Consider the following 15,843-nt stretch of genomic DNA (forward strand, 5'->3'; position numbering starts at 1 on the left):
CTGTCCTTTATAATAATGCTAATTCATTTTGTGCGTCTTCCGCTGCTTTTACCCGGCCTTTGGCATGGGTGATGATGCCGTTTTCATCGATCAGGTACGTCGTGCGGATCACGCCCATGGTCTTGCGGCCATACATGTTTTTCTCTTTCCACACATCGTACATCTGCAGGACATCTTTGTTTTCGTCCGAAAGCAGCAGGAACGGCAGATCGTATTTTTGTTCAAATTTTTTATGTGAAGCCGATGAATCCTTGCTTACGCCGATCACGACTGCGTTCTTTTCACGAAAGTGCGGATACAATTCCGCATAAGCGCAGGCCTGCTTGGTGCAGCCGGCCGTCATATCTTTCGGATAAAAATAAAGCACGACTTTCTGTCCGCGATAGTCCGATAAAGAATGCTCCTGCCCGTCTTGATCCGGCAAGGTGAAATCCGGAGCGGGCGTGCCGATTTCTAACATAGGTATTCCTCCTTTGTACCCATTCTACAAAAGATGATAGAATAATGCCATGGAAATACATTCGTTTCAGCCGGCGGACCGTTTGGCCGTGCGCCGATTATATGAAGCTGCCTTCCCGGCTGCCGAGCGGCTTCCATTTGAAGATCTTGTACGCTGGGGCCAGCAGGAAGATTATCTGTTTGATTGTGCCTATGAAAAGGTTTTCTGCGGCTTTTATTTTGTGCGTCTCTATAAAAATATATTATATCTGTACTACATTGCCACCATACCGAATGCCCGCGGACAAGGGCTTGGCGGACAGATGCTCGATCAGCTGCAGATGCGCTATCCCGGCCGGCAGATCATCGTAGAAATTGAATGGCCGGATACGCCGATGCATATTCGGCGCCGGCAATTTTATCTGCGCCACGGGTTTCACAGTACACGCATGTGCATTCACGGTGACAGCTGGAAGTTTGAATTATTGTGTACCAACGGCCCCTTCGATGACAAATCTTATCTAAAACTCGTTAAAAGCTTTAATGAACCATCGTTCGATCCCCACCTGGAATCTTTTTAGAACATTTGACGCGCCAGCCGCAGCGCATTGCGATAATAGATTTTTTCGATCTCATCGTCAGGCATGCCGGCTTTTTTGAGTGCCTCTGCTAATTTCCCGATTTGTGATGCATCTTCGATCTCCCGCTGACAATCAATTCCGTCAAAATCCGTACCCAAAGCAAGGCAGTCGATCCCAGCCAAATTCCGGATATACAAAATCTGCCGAACAATGGCTTCTATCCGGCTCGGTCCGTTTTCGATCGTCTGCTGTTCAAGAAAATCGCCGCAGAAGTTGATGCCGATCAACCCGCCGCGCTGGGCGATGCTCCGGATCATTTCATCGCTCAAGTTCCTCGCTGCCGGACAAAGCGCCCGCGCATTGGAATGGGATGCAACGATCGGTCCCCTAGAATAATGCATCACATCCCAGAAACCCGCATCGCTTAAATGCGACACATCGATCAGAATACCAAGCTCTTCCATGGTCCGGACATATTCGATCCCAAAATCTGTCAAACCGTGCTGCTCATCAATGACCTGTTTGACACTGCGGTGAAAATCCGATGCCTGACCGATCATACGCTGCGGATAACCAATTTCATTGGGATAATTCCAAGTCAGCGCGATCATGCGTACGCCCATCTGGTACCAGTTTTGCAGCATCCCTAAATCGTGATCGACGACCCCGCCGTCTTCCAGCGTCAGCACGGCAGAAATTTTGCCGGCTGCTGCATTTTGTTTTATATCCGCATAGGTCCGAGCCTGTGCGATCTCATCGTCATGTTCTGCCATCATTTGACAGAAACGGTCATAAAGTGCAAGCGCATGATGCTTCGGATCCTGCGTTTTTGAACGATCGGTAAACAACGCAAAATTCTGGACCAGATAGTCCCCTTGGTGAAGTTTCTTCAAATCAACCGCAAAAGAATTTGAGGCAAACGATTCCTGCGGATGCAGATACAATTCTGAGATCGTATCACAATGCAGATCAATGACTTTCATACGGATGTTCCGCTAGTTCTTTCAGCCAGACCAGACAGCCGTCTTCATCCACGGAAGGCAGGATGCGGTCCGCCGCGGCTTTACAAGCAGCACTGCCGTTTTCCAGCGTCACACCATAGGCCGCTTTTTTTATACACGACACATCCCCGTCGGTATCGCCGATCGCTGTGCAGTGCTGCCATTCGATCCCAGTTTTCGCAAACAGCTCGTCCAAGATCTTCATTTTATCCACACCGGCAGGAATAATGTCGATGATCCGCGGCACGCTGTAGACGGCGTTTAAACCAATTGCGGCCAGTTCCGTTTTTAGTTTGGGAAACAATACGGCTAGTTTTTCCGGATCCCCAGAATAACAGCCTTTCCAGATCGGACTGTCTGTATATTTTTCATAATGATCGGTGATGATATAATCGGCATCGCAGTTGTGATGATCCATACGGTACCCGCCGGTCAGATCGGATGCGATCATCCAGCTGCCGACATTCAAACAGGGCACGATGCCGCAGGCTTTGCCGATTTCCCATACCTGCCGTCCTTGCTCAAGCGTTAAATGATAGCCAATGAACGTTTCCCCGGTTTTGAGTTCTACGACCTGCGTCCCATTGTTGGAGACCGCGTATCCGCCGTAGGTGTCCATCTTCAGCTGATAGGCCAGCGGCAGGACGCCGGCACTTTCCCGGGCCGAATTTAATATAAAAGTATAACCTGCTTTTTCCGCTGCAAGCAATGCATCCCGGACCTGCGGGGAAACATAAAGTCCGCCGCCGATCGGCATGAGCGAACCATCAATATCTAATATCACAGTATTTAATTTCATTTTTCACCTCAAAGAAAAACCGCGTATATCCGCGGCTTTCAATCAATCTTCCCTTCGATCAGCTGATTCAGCCAGACCAGACAGCCGTCTTCATCCACCGAAGGCACCACAAAATCTGCTGCTTCCTTACAAAAGGCACTGCCGTTGGCCGGCGTTACGCCGTAAGCCGCTTTGCGGATGCACTCCGCATCGCCGTCGGTATCGCCGATCGCTGTACAACTCTGCCATCCGATCCCAATTTTTTCAAACAGTTCATCCAATGCCCGCATCTTACTGACACCGTGCTGAAAGACATCGACCGTCGAAGGAATACTTTGGATCGCATCCAGGCCGAGGGCCGCCAGATCTTTTTTCAAATTTGGGAAAGCCTTTGTCAATGCTTCCGGTTCCCCCGAAACGCAGCCTTTCCAGACCGTATCGGTCATAAATTTTTGATAACGCGGTGTTACGACAAAGTCGGTTCCGCCATTGCCGAAATCGATACCGTAGCCTTCTGTCCAATCGCGCACGATCATAAATTCTTCGGTGCCGATGCATGGGACAAAATCATAGGATAAAGCAATCTGCCACAACCGTTCTGCTTTTTGATCCGGAATCGGATATTGAAGAAACTGCTCACCTGTTTTCATATCCGTGCCCAATGCGCCGCTGAAGGAAATCACATAGCCGCCATATTTTTCCATTTCCAGCTGATGAGCCAGCGGCAGCACGCCCTGGCTTTCCCGCGCCGAATTAATAATGAATGTATAACCTTTTTTCTCCACTTCGATCAAAGCGTTTTTTACACTTTCTTTAACGTGGATCCCGCCGCCGATCGGCATCAGCGAACCATCAATATCCAATATTACCGTATTTAAATTCATTTTTTCACCTCAAGAAAAGTATACCATATTTGTTTCTATTCAAAGATATTCGAATTTCAGCTGTTGTGTGTCATTGTTTCATTAAAAAAGAGCTGCTTTGCAGCTCTTTGATCAGTCGTCTAAATGCGGTCCGGCTTTGACCAGTTCTTTGCCGGCGGCATTGTTTTCGTATTTTTTGAAGTTCTTGATGAAACGTCCGGCCAGATCTTCTGCCTTCTTGTTCCATTCTTCCGCATCCGCATAAGTATCACGCGGATCCAGGATGCCGCTGTCAACGCCCGGCAGTTCTGTCGGCACTTCAAAGTTGAAGTACGGGATCATCTTGGTCGGCGCTTTATTGACCGATCCGTTCAGGATCGCATCGATGATACCGCGGGTATCTTTGATCGAGATACGCTTGCCGCTGCCGTTCCAGCCCGTATTCACTAAGTAAGCTTTGGCGCCGGACTGCTCCATGCGTTTTACCAATTCTTCCGCATACTTGGTCGGATGCAGTTCCAGGAATGCCTGACCGAAGCAAGCCGAGAAAGTCGGGGTCGGCTCCGTGATTCCACGTTCTGTACCGGCTAATTTTGCGGTGAATCCGCTTAAGAAGTAATACTTCGTCTGTTCCGGTGTCAGGATCGATACCGGCGGCAGGACACCAAAGGCATCGGCGGACAGGAAGATCACATTCTTCGCAGCCGGTCCGTGCGAGATCGGTTTTACGATCTTTTCAATATGATCAATTGGATAGGAAACACGCGTATTCTCAGTCACAGACTTGTCGGCAAAATCAATCTTGCCGTCCTTGTCAACGGTTACGTTTTCCAGCAGTGCATTGCGTTTGATCGCGTTGTAAATATCCGGTTCAGATTCTTTATCCAGATTGATGACTTTTGCGTAGCATCCGCCTTCGAAGTTGAAGACGCCGTTGTCATCCCAGCCGTGCTCATCATCACCGATCAGCAGGCGCTTCGGATCGGTCGACAGTGTTGTCTTACCAGTGCCGGACAGACCAAAGAAGATGGCTGTATTTTTACCTTCCATATCCGTGTTGGCCGAGCAGTGCATCGCCGCAATACCTTTTAACGGCAGATAGTAGTTCATCATCGAGAACATACCTTTCTTCATTTCACCGCCGTACCACGTATTGATGATGACCTGCTCATGACTGGTGATATTGAACACAACGGCTGTTTCTGAGTTCAGTCCTAATTCTTTGTAATTTTTTACAACTGCCTTGGAGGCGTTGTAGCAGACGAAATCCGGCTCAAAGTTCTTCAGTTCTTCTTCAGTCGGCTTGATGAACATGTTGCGGATGAAATGTGCCTGCCATGCGACTTCCACGATAAAGCGGACAGCCATGCGGGTATCTTTGTTTGCGCCGCAGAATGCATCGACCACAAACAAACGTTTGTTGGACAATTCTTTCTGTGCGATCTTCTTGACTGCTTCCCAAGCTTCTTTTGATGCCGGATGGTTGTCGTTCGGATATTCATCCGAAGTCCACCAGACCGTATCTTTTGAATTTTCATCCATCACGATAAATTTATCCTTCGGAGAACGGCCTGTGTAGATGCCGGTCATGACATCGACCGCACCCAGTTCAGTTACAGTACCTTTTTCATAACCGGTCAGTCCCGGTTTGGTTTCTTCTTCAAATAATGTTTCATACGACGGGTTGTAAACGATCTCGGCCGTACCGGTAATTCCGTACTTTGTCAAATCAATGGTTCCCATTTTTAACCTCCTGCAGGCGCAAGCGCCTATAAAATTCCACTTTTCATTATATATGAAACCGTTTGTAATGTCACGTTGAAACCTGTAATTTGTTTCAGCCGACTGAAACAAAAACACATCGTCAATGACGATGTGTTTTCCGTTCCCGGATCAGACATTTTGGTCCGCTGCCGATCAAATCACGGCGTCCGGCTTTGATCAAGGCTTCATGAACTAAATCATAATTGCGCGGATTACGATATTGGATCAACGCCCGCTGCATGGCTTTTTCATGTGGATTTTTTGCCACATAGACTTTCTTCATGGTCACCGGATCGTATCCGGTGTAATACATACAAGTTGATACCGTTCCTGGTGTTGGATAAAAATCCTGCACTTGTTCCGGTGAAAGGTGATGATCCCGCAGATATTCGGCCAGCGCGACGGCATCCTGCAGCGTACTGCCCGGATGACTGGGCATCAAATACGGCACCAAGTATTGGTCCATGCTCAGTTCTTTATTGATCTGTTCAAATTTTTTCACAAAGCGGTCATAGACCTGCACCGGCGGTTTGCCCATTTCCCGCAGGACCGCGTCGCTGATATGTTCCGGTGCGACACGCAGCTGGCCGCTGACATGATAGCGGCACAGATCCCGGAGAAACGAATCATCTGGATCAGCCAACAGGTAGTCAAAACGGATACCGGAACGGACAAAAACTTTTTTGACCCCTGGCAGCTGACGAAGCTCTTCAAGCAAGGCGGCATAATCGGAATGGTCAACTTCCAAATTCGGACATGGCTTTGGAAACAGACACTGCCGGTTTTTGCATGCCCCGGCCGTCAGTTGTTTCTGACACGCCGGTCTGCGGAATTGCGCGGTCGGTCCGCCGACATCATGAATGTACCCTTTGAAATCCGGTTCCGCGATCATCTGCTTTGCTTCTTTCAAGATCGACGCATGACTGCGGGCCTGCACGATACGGCCTTGATGAAAAGTCAAGGCACAGAAACTGCAGCCGCCGAAGCAGCCCCGGTTCGAAGTCAAAGAAAACTTGATTTCTTTCAAAGCGGGGATCCCGCCTTGTTTTTCATACATTGGATGGTAAGTCCGCATATATGGCAGATCGTAAACATCATCCATTTCTATTTCAGTCAGCGGCATCGCCGGCGGATTCTGCACCACGAACATCTTGCCGTCATATGCCTCATACAGCCGCTTTGCCTGGAACGGATCCGTATTTTCATACTGAATGCCAAAGCTCTTCGCGTACATTTTTTTATTGTTTTTAATTTCTTCAAAGTCGGGCAGCCGGATCGCATCGTAGATCTCATCTTCCTTGCGTGTCTTATAGACGGTGCCGTTGATGAACGTGATGTCCTGCACGGCCAGGCCGCTGTCCAGCGCATCTGCAATTTCAACGATACTGTGTTCCCCCATGCCGTAGGAAATCAGATCGGCTCCCGCATCCAGTAAGATCGACCGGCGCACCGAGTCCGACCAATAATCATAGTGGCCCAAGCGGCGCAGGCTGGCTTCCAGACCGCCGATGATCAGCGGCGTATGCTTATACGTGCGGCGGATCAAGTTGCAGTAGACGGTCGTTGCCCGGTCCGGACGATAACCAATCTTGCCGCCCGGACTGTATGCATCCTGACGGCGGCGTTTTTTCGCAACAGTATAGTGATTGACCATGGAATCCATGTTGCCGGAAGAAACCAAGAAGGCCAGCCGCGGTTCGCCGAACACATCGATGCTCGCCGGATCGCGCCAATCCGGCTGGCAGATCATACCGATGCGGTAGCCATGTGCTTCCAGCACGCGGGTGATGATGGCAGCACCGAAGCTGGAATGATCCACATAGGCGTCCCCGCTCACATAGACAAAATCCACCTGATCCCAGCCGCGGGCCTTCATTTCTTCATATGTTACTGGTAAAAAAGGCATCGTTTCTCCTTATATGCTCATATAGATGGCAGAGACCATCAATAGCTGAGCGGCATAATACGTAAAGTGATTCAGCCAAAGCATCCCAAATCCCGTTTTATGTCTGCCAAAATAAATATGGCTGAGCAGCAAGTCAGAAACCAGGAACAACAGGCCGCCTAAAAACAGCCGATTCATCTGCGGATCCTGCAATTGAGCAGCGCCCGCGCCGAATAATCCCATAAACATCGTCGAAAACAACGCAATGCCGTAAAGAACCGAGATCGGCCGGAACTTGCCGTAATGGATCTGCAGACGGTCACCGCTGAAAACGACCGCAAAGCTGGCAATGATGGCCAATATGATCGGCAGGACCGGCGCAATTCCCAGTTCTACGACCATCGCTGTACAATAGAAAACATGCCCGATCAAAAACGCGATGAATCCGGCGTACAAATACGTATCGTCATCATGCGTGTACGACCATTTCAAACCAAGCCAGATGTCCCCAAGCAGTCCGAAGATCAGCCCCGTCAACATCAATAATGAAAATAAATAAGGTTTTTCATACGTGGCCATGATGCCCGAAAGCACAAAGCCCATGGAAGCCGACGCCTTCCACAGTAAAGATGAAACCATTTTCCGACGATTGCGCTGCACCACAAATCCGTTCATCAAAATGAACACGATCAGCGCAAAGATCCGTTCTTCACTCATTGAACGAACCCGAACGGCGCTTCATCGGATACAAACCGGGATAACGGATACGCAGTCTGTAAAGCGACGTTTTCCTCTTCTAATATACGGCGTGCTTCCTGTCGGTCAGCCAGCACGATCTCAATCTCTTCGCTTGGTTCCGCAAATGCATCGGAAATTGTTCCCGATGCATAGCCATAGACCATCGCATTGGTCTCGTCGGTCATGCCCACGCTGGTAAAACGCGGTTTCTCATACAGCGGATCGACATCCAGCAGTTTCAGCTCTAAGCCCGTTTCTTCTTTCATTTCCCGGACCGCCGCTTCGTGCAGTGTTTCGCCTTCTTCCACCAAGCCGGCCGGAAATTCATAGACTGCGCCGTCGATCGGATATCGATATTGTTTGACCAGTACCACCTGATCGTTGTAGATACTGTAGATGACCACCGCATCGGCGGCTGAATAATCGTGGGTGACCGCTTTCAGCTGCTCTTTTGACCGGGCACGGGTCGCCACCATATAATGGGATTCATGTCCTTTCGTATTGATCCCGTCAAATTCATACAAATTGACGAAATGTTCATCTGTTTTCTTTTGAATCGAAAATATTTTTGCCATTTGTCGTCCTCCAAAAAAAATGCCCTTTCGGGCACTTTGTTATTTGTTTTCCGGAATGATCATAACCGGACACTTCGCATATTTTACGACATAAGTCGTGACCGAACCGATCGTATCGAACCAGTTCTCTTTTGTCGACTTTGTCATCACAATGATATCCGCTTTGTTTTCTTTCGCGTAATCACAAATTTCTTTGCCCGGATCGCCAAACAGTGCTTCAAACGAAACCTGATATCCTTTTTCTTTCAAAACACCACAGTTTCGCTTCAACGTTGTGATCATGTACTGCGCAGCCGAATTGTACTCCTGCTGATAACGCAGTTCATCCATCGAATCTGCCACCATCACGATCACAATTTCTACTTCTTCCGTCGAATATGTATTCATGACCCAAGTGGCTGTCTGTAAACTACGTTTCGTTCCGTCAATCGGTAAAATCAACTTCTTCATAAACGTTCTCCTTAAGAATCACTTCTTATTTATCAATTATAAAATTAAGTGAATTATTCGTCAACTGCCGGCAGCCGACCGTACAGCTTGCTTAATTGATACATGCTGTCCGCCAATTCATCCGACAGAAAGTTTGGTTCCAGCCGCCACTGCCAGTTGCCCTGCGAAGTTCCCGGCTGATTGATGCGTGCTTCCTCGCCCTTGACCAAATAATCCTGCAGCGGCACAATGATCGTATCCGCCACCGAACGGTACGCTTCGCGGATGAAATCCCACACAAAACCACCGGTATTCGTATTTTCTGAATGGATGTAACGCCGCACATAATCCCGGTCGTGATCGTTGATCGTTTCGATCCACTCTGCGGCCGTCGGATTGTCATGGTTGCCCGTATAGACCACGCAGTTGCGAATATGTTTATACGGCAGATAGAAACTGTCTTCATTCCAGCCGGTAAACGCATACTGTAAGATCATCATGCCCGGCAGTCCGGGCTCCTTCAGCAGTTTGGCATTCGTCTTCGTGATGGTACCCAGATCTTCTGCGATCATCGGTACATCGCCCAAGGTATCCTGTAATTCGGTAAAAAATTTCATGCGCGGACCGGCCATCCATTTTCCTTCTTCGGCTGATTCGGCATCGGCCGGAATCTGGTAATAATCCGAAAAACCATTCATTTTAAACGATTCCGGATGCGCCCAGACATCGGCACTGTCCAATCCCATATAAAACGGCAGATCCCCGATGATACGGATGCCGTTTTCCTTCGCATAAGCACGCAGCTTTGTCCATTGTTTCTGAAACATATACTGCAGGAACGAATAGAAATCAATTTGCTCTTTGTATTCCGTTTCAATTTTTTTCATGGCGGCCGGCGTACGTTTCTTATACGCCGCCGGCCAATCCTGCCAGCTCTTGCCTTCTTCCAGATTTTTCAGCGTCATGAACCGCGCATAATCTTTGAGCCAGTATGCTTCTTTATTGACAAACTTCCGATAATCCGCATCCGGTTTGAATCGCGCAAATGCCTGCTTGAGCATCGGATAGCGATAATTGTACAGTGCGCCGTAATCGATTTTATGAATATCGTCACCGAATGAATAGGCTTCTGCTTCTTCCTTGGTCAGCAGTCCTTCTTCGATCAAGCCGTCCGGAGAAATAAAATACGGGTTGCCCGCAAAAGAAGAAACCGGTTGATACGGCGAATCGCCGAATCCCGTCGGCCCTAACGGCAAGATCTCCCAATATGTTTGGCCAGCTTTTTTCAGGAAATCAATAAAATCATAGGCTTCCTGTGAAAAGCATCCGATCCCATAGGCGGACGGTAATGAAAATATCGGAAATAATACTCCGCTTCCTCTCATGTAAAAACTCCCTTTCTGCGTATCGGATCCAAAAAACAGAGAATCCTGGCCGCTATAAATATATATTTCATTATCCTACATTTTCAGGCAAAAGAAAAGGCCTGCTCTGCAGGTCAGTCTTTTTCCAGATCAGGGTATGGGATCAATTTCTGCGGTACATCCGGATGCGGACCAAGCATCTTTTCCATCCACACCATATCGTACCAGCGGCCGAATTTATACCCGCACTTGTGGAACAATCCGACCCACTGATACCCGAGATGCGCATGGAAATCCACACTGTTATGATTCAGATATTCATCTTCCTCTTCCACATAACCAATGCACGCATTGATATTGATCACGCCCATTTTCTTTAATAAGCTTTCCATTTCGTTATACAAGGCTTTGCCGATACCACCGTGCCGGGCATTCCAATCAATATAAATCGACATTTCTGCCGACCAATCATATGCTTCCCGGCCGACAAACGGTCCGGCATACGCATAGCCGATCACCCGGCCTTCTTTCTCAGCGATCAAATACGGATATTTTTTCAATACGGCTGCCATACGGCGGGCCATCTCATCGGCATCCGGTGCTTCATATTCAAAAGAGATAGCGGTTTTCTCCACATACGGACGATAAATTTCTGCGATCCGCGGCGCATCGGCCGCCCGTGCTGTTCTGATCTTCATTGCGTTCCCTCCAATTTTTTTCATTATCCTACAAAACCATCCAATTGAAAAGACGTTATACAAGTCCTTCACGGATCCCGCCGATGTTTTTGACAAACCGGAATCCTTTTGCTTTTAAAATTCGGCAGGCAAGGCCTGCCCGCGATCCGGTCGCACAGTAAACATACAGCGGGGTATCCAGCGGTGCCTGAAACTTTTTGATCGCCGAAAGCGGCACCGACAGGCTTTCTTCAATATGGCCTGTTTCGTATTCTTCTCTTGAACGGACATCCAATAATAATCCGCCTGATTGTTTCCATTCCTCAATATCTGTCTTTTTCATACGATCAAATTGATGCAGCCGAGCACAAATCCGATCAAGGCGCCCAATCGGATGATCAACGTCAGCTCTTTGTTCATGGCCATCAGCACCAGATCCTCCACTTGTTTCACACTCATTACGTTGATCTTTTCTTCTACCATACCCGATACATGAAAGGTTTCCAATACCGTCGGCAGATAACGATCGACCGCCTGCCGATAATACATATGGATCCGTTCATTGATCCGGTCTTCATCCAAGCCGCCGTCGGTCATCAGCTCGTGCAGCGACTGATGACGTAAAGCAGAAACTTGATCATGAACGGCCTGTTCGATATAATCCGGACCTTCTTCTGCAACGAATTTTTCCACTTCATCGGCCATCATGCCGGCCATCGAATCGCCGAAACCATCCGAAAGCAGACGGCCCACAAAAGATCCTTTGGTTTTTTCTGCGATCATCTTAGATGCTTTCTTCTGGACCATACCATGAATATCTGCTTCGTTCACGGTCTGTTCGATCCGTCCGGCAATCAGCTTTTCCCACGGCTGCGTATCAGCCGGCATCCAGTCGCTCAATGGCTGCTGCAGCGCCTGTCGAATTTTATCGGTGATCAATTTCTCCAATGGGCTGTCAATGAGCTGACTGCGCACATCTTCAACAGACATCAATTGTTCCGATACGATCGCGCCAGCCGCTTTGGCGATCCGCGCTTTGCCTTTCGGCACCGCCCCGGGCGTAAACGGCAGCCGGAAACCAAACAGCCGGATCTCCCGACGCGGATAAAACAACATCTTGACCGCAATATAATTGGTGCAGTAACCAATCAAGGCACCGATCAGCGGTCCGGTCCACATTTGTAAATTCATGCAATTCCTCCGTTTTCGGCTGACGCCGACATGTTTTGATGCCGAACCAACTCGGCATAATATCCATTTTGTTTCATCAATTCAGCATGTGTGCCTTGTTCCTCGATCTTGCCGTCACGGATCGCGATGATCCAGTCCGCATCGGTAACGGTCGATAATCGATGGGCGATCACGAACGTCGTCCGGCCGGCAGAAACCGTACGGATCGCATTTTGTATCTTCCGTTCCGTCAGTGTATCAATGGAAGCCGTCGCTTCATCCAGGATCAGGATCTGCGGATCAGCCAGCAGCGCCCGGGTAAGCGACAGCAGCTGTTTCTGACCGGTAGACAGACTGTCGCCGCCTTCCCCGATCTCATGGTCAAGACCTTCCGGAAACTGACGGACAATATCGTCTGCCGCCATCAAGTGCAGTGCTTTTTCAATTTGGCGGTCATCCGCCTGTTCATTGCCATACTTCAAGTTCTCCCGGATCGTTCCTGAAAACAACTGCGGTGTCTGCAGCACATAACCAATATGGGCATGCAGCCACGACTGACTGCGCTTTCGGACATCTCTGCCGTCGATCAGGATACGGCCCTGCTGCGGTTCGTAAAATCGGCAAACCAGATTGACCAACGTTGATTTTCCGGCACCCGTTTCCCCGACAATGCCAACGGTGCTGCCCTGCGGCACATGGAGCGAGAAATGTTCCAGAACATTTTCTGTTCCGTCCGGATAACGGAAAGTCACATCTTCAAAGGACACATCGCCGTTCAAAGGTTCCCAGTTGTTACGTTTCTGGACAAAAACTGTGCCGTATTTTTCAATTACAGCCGGCGTATCTTTGACTTCCGGCTGCTGTGCCAGCAGTTCACTTAAACGATCAATGTTGACGCGGATGCCGATCCACGACGCAATGGTATCCATGATATTCTGGATCGGAGAAAGAAGGCCGATCGCATAGGACATGAATACCGCCAGCGTACCGATGCGCAAAGCTCCCGAAGCGGTCAAATATCCACCCTGCTGAAGGACGATAGCCAGCGCACAGGAGGACATCATCGTCACGACCGCGGTCAGCAGCGCGGCATAATGCGTCGTTTTGATCGATGTCTGATACATCCGGCTGGTCGTATCCTGAAACCGACGAAACATTTTTTGTTCCACATGGTTGATCTGAATACTTTGCATACCCGACAATCCTTCATTGAACCGGTCAGTGATTTCCGCATTGATCTCACGGACCTTTCGGTTATAGCCGGTCAGCTTTTTTTGAAAGCTGTAAATGATCACGACCGCGATCGGAATGATCAGTGCCACGAAGAAGGCCAGCTGCCGGTGGATCGTAAACATGACCGCAAATACGCAGATAACATACGATACGTTCCAGACCAGATCCATCAGACGCCACGCAAACATTTCACCGATCTTGCCCGTATCGCTCATGACCCGGGCATGGATCGATCCGACATTGTGCTGGTTAAAATACGTAAAGGACAAGGTCTGCAGATGATGAAAAGCCGTATCGCGCAGATCGCAGTCCAGGCACATCTCGATGCGTCCGCATTGAAACAAACAATAATAATTGTCCAGTTCCTGCAGGATCATCAAGCCAATATACGCACCAATGAACATCGGCATCGTATCCAGCGTCTGTCCGGCAATAAAATGATCCAGCGCGTAGCTGGTAAACAGCGGATAAAACGAATCCGCTACGCTGCTCAGGGTTCCGAGCACGACCATCAGAATCAATGTGCGCCGGTAAGGAATCAAAAAATGACGGATCTTTTTCATTGCTTCTCCTCCCCGCGCATCTGCAGCGCCGCACTTTTCGCATAAAGACCGCCTTGCCGGATCAATTCTTCATGCGTTCCCTGCTCCACGATCCGGCCATGATCCAAAACATAGATCCGGTCAGCATGCATCAAGGTGGCCACCCGATGCGAAATGTAGATCCGGGTCGCGCTTTGTGGTTCTGCACGCAGACGTCTGCGGATGGCTTCATCCGTTTCGGCATCCAGCGCCGAAAAAGAGTCATCGAAAATCATGATCGGCGTCCGACGAATAAGCATCTGCGCAATGGCTGTCCGTTGTTTCTGACCGCCGGACAGCGTGATTCCCCTTTGACCTACATAAGTTTCATAACCTTGCGGAAAGGTTTCCACCGTATGTGTCAGACCAGCCATCGCTGTCACATGATCTATTGCACTGGTCTGATCAGCTGCCAGCAGGATATTGTCTTTCAGCGTGCCGGAAAACAAATAGGGCTCCTGACTGACGATGCCGACATGATCACGCAGCCAGCTGCGTTCAATCTCCGACAACGGTGTGCCGCCGATCGTGATCGTACCTCGATCTGGTTCATAGAACCGATCCAGAAGCATGGCCAATGTAGACTTGCCCGAACCGGTCGCCCCGAAAATTCCGATCGTCGCACCGGCAGGGATCACCATGGACACATCTTCCAGTACCATTTGTTTCCGATAAGCAAATGATACATGGTTGAAAGAAATCGTCTGGTTCATATTCGGTTTCGCAGTGCCGGTTTCTGGTTCGGTCGGCGCTTCCATGATCTCACGCAGACGGCCCAAAGAAATACCGGCCTTGCTTAATTCTGCAATGATCCGTCCCAAGCCGCGCACCGGCATTGCCAGCAGGGCATTATAAGAAATGAATGCGGTAAATTCACCGGCAGTCAGTGATCCGTTGACGCAGAAAATGATACCAGCACTCATGACGATCAGATCCCGCAGCGTCGCGATCACATTGCCCGAGACCCAGAAGGATGCCATGATCTTCATCAAATGGACCCACAGATTGGTATAACCATGATTCTGTTTTTTGAATCGCTCTTGTTCATACGCTTCTTTGCCGAAAGCCCGCACCACCCGAACACCGGTCAGGTTCTCCTGGACAATGGCTGATAATTTGCCTTCCTCCCGGTCGACAGTCTCAAATGACTCGCCGATCCGACGGTGAAAATAAATTGAACCGCCGACCATCACCGGAATATAGGCTGCGGCGATCAGCGCCAGCACCGGATGAATGGAAATCATAAAATACAACGAGAAAGCGATCATCAGTAATATCTGGAACAACTTCGTCATCTGCTCCGAAACAAACACTTTGATCGTTTCCACATCCGAAGTACAACGCTGCAGCAAATCGCCGCTGCGATGCGCAGAACGCCAGGCGGCAGTTGTCCGGGTCAGGTGTTCAAACAGCAGATCGCGCATCCGCCGGGTCAGTGCTTCGGCCCCCTTGGCATTCAGATACTGAAACGCATAACGAAAGGCTGCGGCCGCCATTGCCATCACGACTACCAAAGCAGCCATGGCAGAATAGTTTTTCGCAACGGACAGGCTGCGGATATACCGCATCAGCCCGGAAGAGGCCGATGCTGGTGTGCCGACCAGCGCATCGACAAAATACTGTATAATTTTTGGATTGATCAGATCGAAAAAAGCCACGAAGCAGGCACAGATCATACCGGCAATAAAAAAGCGCTTTGAGCCAGACAGAAAACGGATCATCAAATGTCGATTTTTGATTCGTTCATTTTGTTTATCCATAGCTTA

General features: G+C 49.2%; 16 protein-coding genes. 1 reads left to right on the forward strand and 15 read right to left on the reverse strand.

Going from position 1 to position 15,843, the window contains the following annotated elements:
- Positions 1-7: 7 nt before the first annotated feature.
- Positions 8-460, reverse strand: a complete 453-nt coding sequence (locus HNQ47_RS05400; protein ID WP_183328329.1) for a peroxiredoxin — start codon at positions 458-460, stop codon at positions 8-10.
- A 49-nt stretch (positions 461-509) separates the two neighbouring features.
- Between HNQ47_RS05400 and HNQ47_RS05405 the strand changes: the two genes are divergently transcribed.
- Positions 510-1,019 carry a GNAT family N-acetyltransferase gene (locus HNQ47_RS05405; protein WP_183328330.1) on the forward strand — a complete coding sequence of 170 codons (510 nt, stop codon included), beginning with the start codon at positions 510-512 and terminating at the stop codon, positions 1,017-1,019.
- On the opposite strand, the gene HNQ47_RS05410 is transcribed toward HNQ47_RS05405, so the two are convergent.
- The 14 genes from HNQ47_RS05410 to HNQ47_RS05475 all read right to left on the reverse strand — a co-directional run bounded on the left by HNQ47_RS05410 (position 1,016) and on the right by HNQ47_RS05475 (position 15,837).
- Positions 1,016-2,002, reverse strand: a complete 987-nt coding sequence (locus HNQ47_RS05410) for a dipeptidase (RefSeq protein ID WP_183328331.1) — start codon at positions 2,000-2,002, stop codon at positions 1,016-1,018. The two genes, HNQ47_RS05405 and HNQ47_RS05410, sit on opposite strands and share 4 nt — an antisense overlap.
- A complete protein-coding gene (locus HNQ47_RS05415; protein WP_183328332.1) occupies positions 1,989-2,819 on the reverse strand; it encodes an HAD hydrolase family protein in 831 nt (276 codons plus the stop codon). Before HNQ47_RS05415 ends, HNQ47_RS05410 begins: the two co-directional genes overlap by 14 nt.
- A gap of 38 nt (positions 2,820-2,857) precedes the next feature.
- Positions 2,858-3,682: an HAD hydrolase family protein gene (locus tag HNQ47_RS05420; protein WP_183328333.1), complete on the reverse strand. Its 825-nt coding sequence runs from the start codon at positions 3,680-3,682 to the stop codon at positions 2,858-2,860.
- 111 nt (positions 3,683-3,793) lie between these two features.
- The gene (gene pckA / locus HNQ47_RS05425) at positions 3,794-5,404 is read right to left on the reverse strand and encodes a phosphoenolpyruvate carboxykinase (ATP) (RefSeq protein WP_183328335.1); all 1,611 of its coding nucleotides are present in this window, start codon (positions 5,402-5,404) and stop codon (positions 3,794-3,796) included.
- A gap of 121 nt (positions 5,405-5,525) precedes the next feature.
- The gene (locus tag HNQ47_RS05430) at positions 5,526-7,331 is read right to left on the reverse strand and encodes a YgiQ family radical SAM protein (protein WP_183328337.1); all 1,806 of its coding nucleotides are present in this window, start codon (positions 7,329-7,331) and stop codon (positions 5,526-5,528) included.
- A 9-nt stretch (positions 7,332-7,340) separates the two neighbouring features.
- Entirely contained in the window at positions 7,341-8,027 is a 687-nt protein-coding gene (locus HNQ47_RS05435) for a lysoplasmalogenase family protein (RefSeq protein WP_183328339.1), read from the reverse strand.
- Complete coding sequence (locus HNQ47_RS05440) at positions 8,024-8,623, reverse strand: NUDIX hydrolase (protein ID WP_183328341.1); 600 nt, start codon at positions 8,621-8,623, stop codon at positions 8,024-8,026. Before HNQ47_RS05440 ends, HNQ47_RS05435 begins: the two co-directional genes overlap by 4 nt.
- A gap of 39 nt (positions 8,624-8,662) precedes the next feature.
- The gene (locus tag HNQ47_RS05445; RefSeq protein ID WP_183328343.1) at positions 8,663-9,073 is read right to left on the reverse strand and encodes a universal stress protein; all 411 of its coding nucleotides are present in this window, start codon (positions 9,071-9,073) and stop codon (positions 8,663-8,665) included.
- A 53-nt stretch (positions 9,074-9,126) separates the two neighbouring features.
- On the reverse strand, positions 9,127-10,437 hold the full coding sequence (locus HNQ47_RS05450) for a 4-alpha-glucanotransferase (RefSeq protein ID WP_183328345.1): 1,311 nt from the start codon (positions 10,435-10,437) through the stop codon (positions 9,127-9,129).
- Positions 10,438-10,550: 113 nt separating this feature from the next.
- Complete coding sequence (locus tag HNQ47_RS05455; RefSeq protein WP_183328347.1) at positions 10,551-11,114, reverse strand: GNAT family N-acetyltransferase; 564 nt, start codon at positions 11,112-11,114, stop codon at positions 10,551-10,553.
- Positions 11,115-11,169: 55 nt separating this feature from the next.
- Positions 11,170-11,436: a rhodanese-like domain-containing protein gene (locus HNQ47_RS05460; RefSeq protein ID WP_183328349.1), complete on the reverse strand. Its 267-nt coding sequence runs from the start codon at positions 11,434-11,436 to the stop codon at positions 11,170-11,172.
- A complete protein-coding gene (locus HNQ47_RS05465) occupies positions 11,433-12,284 on the reverse strand; it encodes a DUF445 domain-containing protein (protein ID WP_183328351.1) in 852 nt (283 codons plus the stop codon). Before HNQ47_RS05465 ends, HNQ47_RS05460 begins: the two co-directional genes overlap by 4 nt.
- A complete protein-coding gene (locus tag HNQ47_RS05470; protein WP_183328353.1) occupies positions 12,281-14,059 on the reverse strand; it encodes an ABC transporter ATP-binding protein in 1,779 nt (592 codons plus the stop codon). Before HNQ47_RS05470 ends, HNQ47_RS05465 begins: the two co-directional genes overlap by 4 nt.
- Positions 14,056-15,837 (reverse strand): ABC transporter ATP-binding protein, encoded by a 1,782-nt coding sequence (locus HNQ47_RS05475; RefSeq protein ID WP_183328355.1) that lies wholly within the window; start codon positions 15,835-15,837, stop codon positions 14,056-14,058. The genes HNQ47_RS05470 and HNQ47_RS05475 overlap by 4 nt, the downstream gene beginning before the upstream one ends.
- Between the last annotated feature and the right edge of the window lie 6 nt (positions 15,838-15,843).

This window comes from Catenisphaera adipataccumulans (assembly GCF_014202755.1).
In the GTDB taxonomy this organism is placed as follows: domain Bacteria; phylum Bacillota_I; class Bacilli_A; order Erysipelotrichales; family Erysipelotrichaceae; genus Catenisphaera; species Catenisphaera adipataccumulans.

Excerpts from the sequence above, each read along its gene's own strand:
- HNQ47_RS05400 (WP_183328329.1), bottom strand. The coding sequence starts at position 460 with ATGTTAGAAATCGGCACGCCCGCTCCGGATTTCACCTTGCCGGATCAA.
- HNQ47_RS05405 (WP_183328330.1), top strand. The coding sequence starts at position 510 with ATGGAAATACATTCGTTTCAGCCGGCGGACCGTTTGGCCGTGCGCCGA.
- HNQ47_RS05410 (WP_183328331.1), bottom strand. The coding sequence starts at position 2,002 with ATGAAAGTCATTGATCTGCATTGTGATACGATCTCAGAATTGTATCTG.
- HNQ47_RS05415 (WP_183328332.1), bottom strand. The coding sequence starts at position 2,819 with ATGAAATTAAATACTGTGATATTAGATATTGATGGTTCGCTCATGCCG.
- HNQ47_RS05420 (WP_183328333.1), bottom strand. The coding sequence starts at position 3,682 with ATGAATTTAAATACGGTAATATTGGATATTGATGGTTCGCTGATGCCG.
- pckA (WP_183328335.1), bottom strand. The coding sequence starts at position 5,404 with ATGGGAACCATTGATTTGACAAAGTACGGAATTACCGGTACGGCCGAG.
- HNQ47_RS05430 (WP_183328337.1), bottom strand. The coding sequence starts at position 7,331 with ATGCCTTTTTTACCAGTAACATATGAAGAAATGAAGGCCCGCGGCTGG.
- HNQ47_RS05435 (WP_183328339.1), bottom strand. The coding sequence starts at position 8,027 with ATGAGTGAAGAACGGATCTTTGCGCTGATCGTGTTCATTTTGATGAAC.
- HNQ47_RS05440 (WP_183328341.1), bottom strand. The coding sequence starts at position 8,623 with ATGGCAAAAATATTTTCGATTCAAAAGAAAACAGATGAACATTTCGTC.
- HNQ47_RS05445 (WP_183328343.1), bottom strand. The coding sequence starts at position 9,073 with ATGAAGAAGTTGATTTTACCGATTGACGGAACGAAACGTAGTTTACAG.
- HNQ47_RS05450 (WP_183328345.1), bottom strand. The coding sequence starts at position 10,437 with ATGAGAGGAAGCGGAGTATTATTTCCGATATTTTCATTACCGTCCGCC.
- HNQ47_RS05455 (WP_183328347.1), bottom strand. The coding sequence starts at position 11,114 with ATGAAGATCAGAACAGCACGGGCGGCCGATGCGCCGCGGATCGCAGAA.
- HNQ47_RS05460 (WP_183328349.1), bottom strand. The coding sequence starts at position 11,436 with ATGAAAAAGACAGATATTGAGGAATGGAAACAATCAGGCGGATTATTA.
- HNQ47_RS05465 (WP_183328351.1), bottom strand. The coding sequence starts at position 12,284 with ATGAATTTACAAATGTGGACCGGACCGCTGATCGGTGCCTTGATTGGT.
- HNQ47_RS05470 (WP_183328353.1), bottom strand. The coding sequence starts at position 14,059 with ATGAAAAAGATCCGTCATTTTTTGATTCCTTACCGGCGCACATTGATT.
- HNQ47_RS05475 (WP_183328355.1), bottom strand. The coding sequence starts at position 15,837 with ATGGATAAACAAAATGAACGAATCAAAAATCGACATTTGATGATCCGT.